We start from the raw sequence: 11040 nt of genomic DNA, 5'->3' as shown, positions 1-11040 counted from the left end.
ACTTTTTCGCAAAATAGGGTCTTCTCTGTCCGCTTCACTCCGCGGATGGAGCCCAATCCCACTGCACCGCTATATCATCTGAAGGTTCCAAGATATCCACATTTTTGGGCATTGCATCATTTCCTATACAACAATAAAAATCCCGGGAGGCCATCGTCCACTATGACGATACCTTCCGGGATTGTATCCCTGAATCAAACTATTCGGGCAAAGCACCCAAAATCATTACGCCCCATGGCTCAAGCTCAAAGGTCTCTCCCTTGGCCAGGAAACGTCCGGTCAAAAGCTCCTCGCTGGCCTCATGCCTGTACGTCACCGGCACGGCTTGCTCCGAATAGTTGAATATATAGCGGATAATCCGGTTTGCGGCGTTGATGCCTGTTTTGACGATTACGGGAAAAGACAGCTCCTGTTCGGGTCCCAGGAGACCACTGTCCTGAACAGCCAGCTTCAGCACACTCTGTACAACAGCAGAACTGGCCATGCAGCCAATGTAAGTCGCGCTGCCTTGTCCATGACGATTGCGTGTCACTGCCGCATACTCTCCCCAATGGGGATGATCGTAGCGGAACAGGACCTCTGCGGTGGTTGGTGTAAGCAGCTCCATCCAGGTGCTCACCGTGAGGTCAGCCTCCGGTGCCAGCGCCTCTTCGTGTGCAGCAACAACAGGCTCCGCCTTCAGACGAACCTCATGCGGAGTCACGAACAGGCTGTAAGAGAGGCCGCAGGCCTCGCTGATGATGCCGGGCTGCACAGCCGTACGTACTTTGACCGTCTCGTCGGCAAAGCCGCTTTTGAAAGAATAGACTACATGTCCGCCCTGACGCACATATTCGTTCAGGCGCTCAAGCGGTTCATCGTCCACTGCGTACAAAGCAGGCACCACAATCAGGCTGTACCTGGACAGCTCCGGACAGGATGGCTGGATAAAATCGCATTCGACGTTCATCCGGTACAGCTCGTCATAGAGCCAGCGCACCACATCATTGTAATTCTTGCCGTCCGGCAGCTTGAACCACTCCATCGCCGTCAGCGCTTCATTGCTGACCATCACCGCAACCTTGTTGTTCTTGCGCAGATCGGCCAGCTGGCTGCCCAGCTCCCGGAAGTCCCTGCCGATGGTCTTCGCTTCGTTATACACCGGATTCGGCTTGAAGTCATGGCTGAGCAGTCCCTTCCAGTAGGTCTCAAACGAATTGTGGATGGAATGCCAATGCCAGTAAGCGACCATATTCGCCCCGGAGGCAAGATGGCTGAACGCCTGCAGTCTGAGCTGGCCCGGATAAGGCGTCCAGTGGGGAAATGCCTGCGCTTGTGTCTCCAGCACCAGATAGTTGCTCTGCTTCAAGGAACGTGCCATATCCCCGCCAAAGGAAATTTCCGTCCCGGTCAGCTCATGCTGGGAAGGATGATAGATATCCACTCCGGCAATGTCAAACGCCTCCGCCGCTGCAAAATGATCCACCGACGGCTGCACGCCAAACGAATAGCCGCGCCATTCAAAATCGAAATTTTGCGTCACGAACTGTCCCGGCTGCTTGTACTCATTCACCAGACCAACTTGCCAGGCCAGGAATTTCGTGACCAGCTCCCGCTGGAACCTGGCAAATTCCGCACCGAGACTGCCGTTGATCGTACCGACCACCGACGGGAACTCCTCCCAGCTGTTAATCCGGTTGCTCCAATAATCCAGTCCGAACCGGTTATTGATTTCCGCAAGCGTGCCGTACTTCTCCCGCATATATTTGACGAACTGCAGCTGCACGTTATCGCCCGCGGTCTCGTAATGTTTCGTTTCGTTGTCAGTCTGGTAGCCAATGACCGCCGGATGTTTCGCTACCCGCCCGATCAGCTTGCGGATGATCCGCTCGGCGTGGAACAAATAGGCCGGACTAGTAATGTCCATGATCTGCCGTGCACCATATCGCCCAGGCCCCTTGGCCGTGACCGCAAGGACCTCGGGATGCTCCTTGACCAGCCAGGCCGGAACCGCATAGGTTGGCGTTCCGACAATGACCTCGATTCCGGCGGCATGCATGGCGTCCAGCACCCGGTCTACCGAGGTGAAGTCGAACACGCCATTCTGCGGCTCATGCGTACTCCAGGTCGATTCGGCAATACGGACCACATTAATGCCAGCCTCGAGCATCATGGCAATATCCTGTTCTAACCGCTCATAAGGCATGTATTCATCATAATAGGCAACCCCGTATCTCAGTTTCGGCAATCCGTTCAGTCCTTTCCTTGTGGATATAGATGCAGATAAACTTAATGTGCTTTGACAAAAATGCGAGCGTCACTACGGTGAATATTTGGACTTCCGGCCGCTGTTGTTTCCAGATTTCTTGATTATATACTGCTGTTCGCAGTTGAAATCCGGAAACAAAGGCGGACGCTCCGCTCCTACAGTTCCAAAATCCCCCTCCGTTCCTCCTCGCCTTTGTTAAATCTTTAGTTTATCTGTTATAAAGTGATATTCACCCCTTAATAGCCCCTTCGGCGATGCCCTGCATAATGAATTTTTGGAAAAAAGCATAGATCACAATAACCGGAATCGCCGTCAGCACCAGCGCCGCCAGAATCAGCGACCACTCTTTATTATACTCACCGAACAGCGTATTCGTGGACAGGATCAACGTGTATTTGGTCGAATCCGTGAGCATCAGGAGCGGCAGCAGGAAGTCGTTCCAGATCCACAGGAAGTCCAGAATGGCAATGGTCACGGTAATCGGCAGCAGCAGTGGAAAGATAATGCGGAAGAAGGTCTGGAACTCCCCGCAGCCGTCAATCCGCGCCGCTTCCTCCAGCTCCCTGGGGATCGATTTCACAAATCCGTGGTAGAGAAAAATCGCCATGTTCACACCGAGGCCGATGTAGACAATGGCCAAGCCGTACGTGGTACCGCTGACATGCAGGGTTTTGGCCATCCGGGTCAGCGGAATCATGATCGAATGGAACGGCACCAGCATCGAAGCGATGAACAAGGAGAAGATCAGGGCGCTCAGCCTGCCGCCGGTCCGGGATAACTTATACCCCGCCAGGGCCGCGCAAAAGATGATTCCGCCGATACCGATCACCGAGACGATAACGGAATTCAGCGTGCTGTTCAGCAGATTGATTTTATTAAAAGCCTGGGTGTAATTCTCGAAATGCAGCTGGGTCGGCAAGGACAGAAAGGAAGCGAACATCTCGCCTTGCGTCTTGAGAGAATTGATAAGGGCCAGATAGATTGGGAAAAAGGAAATCACGCCGCCCACGCACAGGAACAAGGTAATCAATAAGGATACCGGTTTGCGCAGCCTCATGCTTCCACCTCTTTTCGCTTCATGACACCGATCTGGATAAACGTGAAGATAAGAATAATGACGAACAGGATGACGGATTTGGCACTCGCGTAACCGTATCTGAAGTTATTGGAGAAGGCCTCTTCATAGATGTTCATGGTAATCACCTGCGTACTGCGTCCCGGACCACCGCCGGTAAGGCCGTAAACGACCTCAAACACTTTAAATGCCCCGTTGAGCGTGAGGAAAAAACAAATCGTGACGGCATGCGTAATCATCGGCAATGTCACACTGCGGAACGTCTGCAGCGGAGTTGCTCCGTCGATCAGCGCCGCTTCCTTAAGGCTTTGCGGCACCCCTTGCAGGGCGGCCAAATATATAATCATCATATAGCCGACACCGTTCCACAGCGATACGATAATAATCGAGAAGAAGGACACCTGCGGATCACCGATCCACAGCTGGTCAAGAAATTTGAACGCCGTTTTTTCGGCGATTTGCGGCAGCACCTGCGAGAATACAAAGGTCCACATAAATGCGCTGATAATCGTGCTGATCATGTTGGGCATAAAGAAAATGGTGCGGAAAAAGCCTTTGGTTCTGACCTTGGACTCGATAAATACCGCCAATATCAACGCAAATCCGTTTTGCAGAACGACCATAAACAGCACATATTTCAGTGTAAACAGCAATGAATTCACGAAGTCCGGGTCTTCACGCAGCGCCTCGATAAAATTGCCAAGTCCGATAAACGAATAATTCGGGTTCAGCCCGTTCCAGTCCGTGAAGCTGTAAAACATGCCGCCCAGTGTGGGAATCAGCAGAAACAATGCGTAAAAAAGAAATGCGGGCGCAACGAAAGCAATCAGCGAAGCGATTCTTTTGTAGCTTTTGACCGGCATGGCATTCGCCCCTTCTCCTGTATGTGTATCAGACCTTCGGCATGGAGGAAAAAGCCGCTGCCCACCTCCATGCCGGGCCTGAATCCCAGCCTCTATCCGGGCTATTTATTAACTTTGTTGTACGACTTCCAGGCTTTGTCCAGCGCCTTCACTACATCATCCTGCGACAGCTGCCCTGCATAATAGGCCTGCAGCCCTTTGCCTACCTCATCCTTGACGGCTTGCGGGATGGCCGGGTCCTGAACGGACTTGCCTTCCTTCACATAAGCTGTGGCATCATTGATCCACGGGTAACTTTCATAGGTGTGAATAGTGGCTACGGGATTGAACTTCAACGCCTGGAAAAACGCATTGGAGGCCTGGTCGTCCAGCACATAGTTCAGGAAATCAAGCGCCACTTCCTTGTTCTTGCTGGTCGGAGATACCGCCAGGGAGGTGGAGGCACTGAGATTAATCAGGGTAGCATTCGGGTCATCACTGACCGGAAGCGGCGCTACGCCAAAGTCCAGATCAGGGTTCGATTTCAGGATCGTTTCCGCGTACCATGGACCCTGCAGCCACATGGCCCCTTTACCGGCGGCAAATGCTGCCGCGCCGTCATCTCCGCCAACCTCGGTGGCTTTGGCCGTGCCGTTCTCATTAATCAGGTCAAACACATCAAAGATTGCGGACTTCATCTCACTGAAAGAGCCTTCATCCTTGTTCATTTGGGCTACAAAATCAGGGTTTTTCGTCTTCACCATCGAACCTACCGCGAGCGGCAGCACCAGCTGCGGAATCCATGATTCTTTATAGGAGAGCACAAAAGGCGTTACATTGGCAGCCTTCAGCTTCTCCACAACAGCCTTCATTTCGGTGAGGGTCGTCGGCGGCGTCAGCCCGTGCTCTGTAAATATAGTCTTGTTGTACAGATAACCCCAGGACAATGTCTCCAGCGGAAGCGCAACTACCTTCCCGTCCGTTGTCGTTACAGAAGGCTTCACGCTGTCCAGCAGCTTGCCCGCAAAAGGCTGATCGGACAAATCCTCAAGGTATCCCGCTTTATAGTAGGAAGGAATTTCATTGACGGCATGGATGGCAAAAATGTCCGGCGCATCATTTGAAGCCAGCCGGGTCTTCAGGATTTGGGAGGCATTATCTGCCGTCGGCATTTCGAGCTGGACGGACACATCTATATTTTTGTCCGCTTTTTCCTTCGCTACGAAATCGGCAATGTACTTGTCATAATGCTCTTTAAAGCGCGGCTGGGCGATGAACATTTTGAGAGTAACGCTTTTGGCCGTTCCGCTGCTGCCATCGTTGCCGCTTGTCGAGCCTGCATTTCCGTTATTGCTGCCGCTGTTTCCATTACCGCAGCCCGCCAGAAGCGTAGCTGCAAGAAGGCTGCAAAGTAGACCTTTTGACATCCGTTTCATATTCGTGACCTCCCAAGTGTCTGTGTTTTTGTTTACGCTTTCATTATATCTTTATTATGAAAGCGTTTAATTGGACGGAAGTATCCTCTCGTCTTGGACAATTTTAAACCTGTGTGTTTTTTCTCATTTCACCCGGTGCAATGCCGTAATATTTTTTGAATACCCTGTAGAAATAGGCTACATCCTCATACCCGCTCATCTCCGCCACCGTTTTGATCGGTATACGCTCGTCCGCCAGCCAAGTCTTGGCCTGCTCCATGCGCAGATGCAGAATATAGTCTGTCACGCCCCGCCCGTATTCCTGCTTGAAGACTTTGCTCAAATACTCTTTGCTGACAAAAAAAGCCCGGGCCAGCCCCTCCAGCGTCACAGCCTCTGCAAAATGGTGTTCTATATATTGTCTGATCTCATCGAGATTCAGCTTATTCTTGAACTTGCGCTGCTTCACCAGCAGCTCCAGATTATACGCATATTGCTTCATGAGAAAATCCGCCGTATTCGCGCAGGAAGCCAGTACATCCGGTGTAATCTGAGCAATCTGGCCGTCCTCCTCCAGCGCATTGGATCTCATCAGCTCCCGCAGCAGCAGAAGCAGCTCCCGGGCTACCTGATGAAGGGTACCGGATTGTGTAACTCCGTTACGCTCCAGCTCCCGGCGGACCTCCTGAAGGGCAGCGGCCACCCCGTCAACATGGAGCTCATTGAAATGCACCCGCAGCCGCTGCTTGCATGCTGTAAGCGAAAAGGACACGTCCATATCGAGTCCCAGCGAATCCGGTTCCCGTGAGGCGGCCTCCAGCTCCTGCCTGCATTTGTGCAGAACGGCGTTCAGTTCCTTCGGGTCAATGGGCTTCAACAGGTAATCCACCGCCCCATAGCGAAGCGCATTCTGCGCATATTTGAAATCGTCGTAGCCGCTGATGACAATAATTTTGACGGCGGGATAATGCTGATGCAGCTGATTCATCAGTGTGACACCGTCGGCTCCCGGCATCCGCATATCGGTAATTACAATTTGCGGGCGCAGCTCCTGCATATAACGCAGCGCCTCTATTCCGTCTTCGGCTTCCGCAGCGACCTCCATTCCCAGCTCTTCCCAAGAGCCGAAGGTTCGCACAATATCACGGTTCCAGCTCTCGTCGTCCACCAGCAGCACTTTTATCATTGAACCCACCTTCCTTTTGAAGCGGAATTATTACCGTCACTGTTGTTCCCTGCCCCGGCGTGCTGTCAACCTCCAGTCCGTAACGGCCTCCAAAATGCATATGAATCCGGGAAGCCACGTTCTGCAGTCCGATGCGGTCTCCTTGCGTCCAGGGACTGCCGCTCTGCTGTTTCAGCCGCGCACGCAATTCCGTGAGCTTGCTCTCTTCGATACCTATACCGTTATCGCGGATACAGATGAGACAATCGCTCCCTCTGGCTGCAACCGTAATCTCCAGCTCCCAGGGGCCCTGTTTATTATCCAGGCCATGGACAAAAGCATTCTCGACAATCGGCTGCAGCGTGAGCTTCGGCAGGACGCTTGTCAGCAGCGACCGGTCCACATGCGTTGTGCAGGTCAGCCGGGACGAGAAGCGCTGCTGCTGAATCTGCAGGTAATGGTTCAGATGGTTCAGCTCCGCCTGCAGCGTAGCCAGATCGTCCGGCTCACGGATAATATAACGAAACATCTCGCTAAGGGATCTCAGCACCTCATAGCTGTCCGCAGGGTTGCTTTTGAAAAGCATGCTGCCGATCATTTGCAGAGTGTTTTGCAGAAAATGCGGATTGATTTGCGCTTGCAGAGCTTTGAGCTCGGCACTTTTTTTCTCCAGGCTGATCATATATTCGGTCTTGATATGTTCCCTGATCCGGTAGGACATCTGGGAGAGCTTCGTCTCCAGCAGACCGATCTCATCGACCCGATTGCTTGTTTGGACCTCCTGCTCCTTCATCATCCCGAAGCCCTGAATGGAGCGGGCCAGGCTCACAATCGGGGTGGCCAGCCGCCAGGCCAGAATGACGGCCATCAGAATCGCCACAATCACGGAGACTGTGCCGACGATAAGTCCGAACTTCATGGTCGAAAGCGAACTCTGGTTGATGAAGCTGTTCGGGATCACCGTAATCAGCTTCAGGCCCACCGGATCAATCGTGTTGTAGAAGAATAATTCATGGTCGCCGCGGAAGTAACCCTGCTCCTCACCGGTTTCAGCGATCCGGGCCAGCGTCTCTGCTCCCGGAGCTTGACCCCAGGGCTGGTAGAGCACCTCCCCGCCCGGTCCGGCAATAAGCACCGTATGCTCATCCCCGCGCCCCAGCAGGTTCAGTGTCTGGTCCAGCACTCCCCAGCGGATCGCCAGCGAAATGCCGCCCAGCTTCTCCTGATTCTCGAACCGGTTGATGCTGCGGATCAGCTGGAACTTGCCTTTGTCGCTTTGGTCGGCCCGGATGATGAAGTCCTTGTCCTGCTCGAACAACTGCCTGTAGGGCACCGGAAGCTCCGCCGATGATTCTATATCGCTCTGCGAGGCATTGATCGTGAACAGCTTGTTATACTCCTTTAAATAAAGCTCTACCCCCACCACGTGATTGCCCGCCGAATAATAGAGGTTGGTTAATGTATCGATGATATTTTTCTGCGCGACGAACTGGCTGGTCAGGCCGGCCTCCTCGGCACTCGCCAGATAATCACTAAGATGGGGGCTGATCAGCACCGTATAAATCAGGTTATTCAGCTGGGCGAATTGGTCACCAAGATAAATCCCCGTCCATTTCATATTGGAGAGATTGGTGCTGATGACCTCCGCTTCCATCGCCCTGCGGTTATTCTCGGCGGCCAGTGCTGTAATCGTGACAATCGGCACAGCCGCCAGCACAATCATCGTAAGAATCAGTTTATTGCGGATACTCCGGCGAAACGGTCCGGTCAGCTTCATGATCCATCCGCTTAACATCTCAGCTTCCCCTCCCTCTTTCCTTGCCCTAGTTTATCCAATAATAAGAAGAAGGAGCGCATTCAACTGGCTAAATCCTTGCCCTCCTTTGGATTTTAAGAATAATTTATATAGGAGGCCTTGTACATTGATAGTTTTTAACAAAAAACTAACGTCCATAAACCCTGAACGTTAGTTTCTTGTAGCCTGCCTTAAGGCAGGACAATCGTATGAAAGGATTGTGGCTCGAGCTGGAAGGTGTAGGCACCGGACCCGCTTTCCAGCTGCAAGGTCCGGCTGTCCTCGAACGGATTGGCCACAATCAGAGTGGCTCCGCCCTCCGGTGCCTGGAACGCAACCGCATGAGCGCTCCAAGGCCCTTTCAGCCCGGTTCTTACCCAGCCTGGCCGGGTAAAGTGCGAAAAATGTTTCATCACATAATACTCCGGATTGCGGATAACCTCACTCAGATGAGGGGCTGCGGTCAACATGGCGTTCTGCTCCCAGCCCCAGGTGCTCCGCCCTTTCGGTTCCAGCACCATATTCCAGTATATATAAGCATTCACGCCATTCATAAAATAATGCTGGTAGAGATTAAACACATATTTGGCATAAAACCAAGTGTTCTCGCCATCGCCGCATTCATTCTCTGTCTGCATGTAACGCAGCTCGGGGTAGCTCTGCACCGTCCGCTGAATCGCATGTTTGCCGGCCCATTGGTAACCGACGCCCTTCACATATTTATAGGCCTCGGGGTCACTGAGCACAACAGCGGCATAAGCATCATGGTCGGTTGCTTTTTTCTTCAGCCATTCGTCCCATGGCTCCGGCGCATTGATGGTCCCCAGCCAAATTTCCGTATCCAGCCCGTGCCGCTCAAAAGCCGGCCCAAGATAATCGCGGATAAAGACCTTAAGTTGTTCTCCGGTCCAGACGCAGGAAGGGAACTTCTGGTCCGCGACCACTTCATTCTGCACATGCACCTGATGAATCGTGATCCCTTCGGCGCGGTAGGCTTCGACGAACTTCACAAAATACAGCGCGTAAGCCTCCAGGATATCCGGTTCCCAGCGCAGCGTGCCGTAGTTGTACGCCTTGGGAAACTTCATCCAGGTCGGCGGACTCCAGGGTGAAGCAAACAGCTTCAACTCCGGGTTCAGCGCCAAAGCTTCCTTAATGTAAGGAATCAGCATTTGCCGGTCCCTTTCTATCGAGAAATGTTCCATGGCATAATCGCCATCCGTCTCGTTCAGGCTGTACCATTCCAGCGCATAGTCGCTGGCCCCAATCGGCAGACGGCAAATGCTGAACCGCTGCTCCCCTTCAGGGTGGAACAAGTCATGCATGACCTTCGCCCGCTCTTCCCCGGACAAATGCCGGAGGGAAACAAATCCCAGCTCATTGAAGCAGCCGCCAAAACCCTCCAGTGTCTGAAAAATCTCGCCGGTGAGCGTTAGATTCGCGGGAGCATGATCCCCTCCCTGCTTCCCGGCGCCAATTTGTCCCTCCGCCGATTTGTCCATCCAGGGCGAGCATTCAGTGCTGGAAAACCATTGCAGCTTATTGTTAGGCATAGGTTCGCGACCTCCGATAGTTCATTTTATTTTGTGGTAGGGCTTAGTGTGATAAGTTGCAGCTGTGGTGAGATGGGCTGCGACGGGCCGGGTTGCGATGGGCCGGGTTGCCACGAGCCAAAAGGCGATGGGCCAGCACGTGACGGGCCGGGTTGCCACGGGCCAAAAGGCGATGGGCCAGCACGTGACGGGCCGGGATGCGACAGGCCGGGTTGCTACGAGCCATAAGGCGATGGGCCAGCACGTGACGGGCCGGGTTGCCACGGGCCAAAAGGCGATGGGCCAGCACGTGACGGGCCGGGTTGCCACGAGCCAAAAGGCGATGGGCCAGCACGTGACGGGCCGGGTTGCCACGAGCCAAAAGGCGATGGGCCAGCACGTGACGGGCCGGGTTGCCACGGGCCGGGATGCGACAGGCCGGGTTGCTACGGGCCAAAAGGCGATGACCAGCACGCAACGGGTCGGGATGCGACAGGCTGGGTTGCGATAGGCCTGGATGCGACGACCGTGCTGGTGAGCTAATCTACGTCTGGCAGCACACTATGTTGATTGCGCTTTCATTATAACGTAAAGTAACCTGTACCGGATTGGACAAAACCGCTCAATGCGATTGGACTATTTTAATCTGCGCAAAAAGGCAGGGCGAACCGTGAACCCAACTAGTCCGCACCCGCGTGCCAATCCTAAGGCATTTTTGCCTTTCATTCGGCCCGATCCGTACAAGCGGGCGGATCCTAAGGCATTTTTGCCTTTCATTCGGCCCGATCCGTACCCACGGGCCAATCCTAAGGCATCTTTGCCTTTCATTCAGCCCGATCCGCACCCGCGGGCGAATCCTAAGGCATCTTTGCCTTTCATTCGGCCTAATTCGCACCCGCGGGCGAATCCTAAGGCATTTTCGGATTAACCCCCTAAATTTGGACACAACCACATTCATTCTTGCAAAA

7 protein-coding genes are annotated in these 11040 nt (G+C 53.4%); all 7 read right to left on the bottom strand.

What is annotated here, in order from left to right:
* Window positions 1–199 precede the first annotated feature (199 nt).
* The 7 genes from IEY53_RS33980 to IEY53_RS33950 all read right to left on the bottom strand — a co-directional run bounded on the left by IEY53_RS33980 (window position 200) and on the right by IEY53_RS33950 (window position 10042).
* Complete coding sequence (locus IEY53_RS33980; RefSeq protein ID WP_189032667.1) at window positions 200–2227, bottom strand: beta-galactosidase; 2028 nt, start codon at window positions 2225–2227, stop codon at window positions 200–202.
* 250 nt (window positions 2228–2477) lie between these two features.
* Complete coding sequence (locus IEY53_RS33975; protein WP_189032665.1) at window positions 2478–3305, bottom strand: carbohydrate ABC transporter permease; 828 nt, start codon at window positions 3303–3305, stop codon at window positions 2478–2480.
* Window positions 3302–4186 carry a carbohydrate ABC transporter permease gene (locus IEY53_RS33970; protein ID WP_189032663.1) on the bottom strand — a complete coding sequence of 295 codons (885 nt, stop codon included), beginning with the start codon at window positions 4184–4186 and terminating at the stop codon, window positions 3302–3304. The genes IEY53_RS33975 and IEY53_RS33970 overlap by 4 nt, the downstream gene beginning before the upstream one ends.
* A 101-nt stretch (window positions 4187–4287) precedes the next feature.
* Complete coding sequence (locus IEY53_RS33965; RefSeq protein ID WP_189032661.1) at window positions 4288–5601, bottom strand: ABC transporter substrate-binding protein; 1314 nt, start codon at window positions 5599–5601, stop codon at window positions 4288–4290.
* 103 nt (window positions 5602–5704) lie between these two features.
* Window positions 5705–6766 (bottom strand): response regulator, encoded by a 1062-nt coding sequence (locus IEY53_RS33960; RefSeq protein WP_189032659.1) that lies wholly within the window; start codon window positions 6764–6766, stop codon window positions 5705–5707.
* The gene (locus IEY53_RS33955) at window positions 6723–8540 is read right to left on the bottom strand and encodes a sensor histidine kinase (RefSeq protein ID WP_189032658.1); all 1818 of its coding nucleotides are present in this window, start codon (window positions 8538–8540) and stop codon (window positions 6723–6725) included. The genes IEY53_RS33960 and IEY53_RS33955 overlap by 44 nt, the downstream gene beginning before the upstream one ends.
* 191 nt (window positions 8541–8731) lie before the next feature.
* On the bottom strand, window positions 8732–10042 hold the full coding sequence (locus IEY53_RS33950; protein ID WP_373293980.1) for a glycoside hydrolase family 30 protein: 1311 nt from the start codon (window positions 10040–10042) through the stop codon (window positions 8732–8734).
* Window positions 10043–11040 lie beyond the last annotated feature (998 nt).

The sequence above is a fragment of the Paenibacillus albidus genome (genome assembly GCF_014644435.1).
Classification (GTDB): domain Bacteria; phylum Bacillota; class Bacilli; order Paenibacillales; family Paenibacillaceae; genus Paenibacillus_AQ; species Paenibacillus_AQ albidus.
The sequence above is the reverse complement of the archived record's forward strand: the minus strand, read 5'-3'. Positions and strand labels throughout refer to the sequence as shown.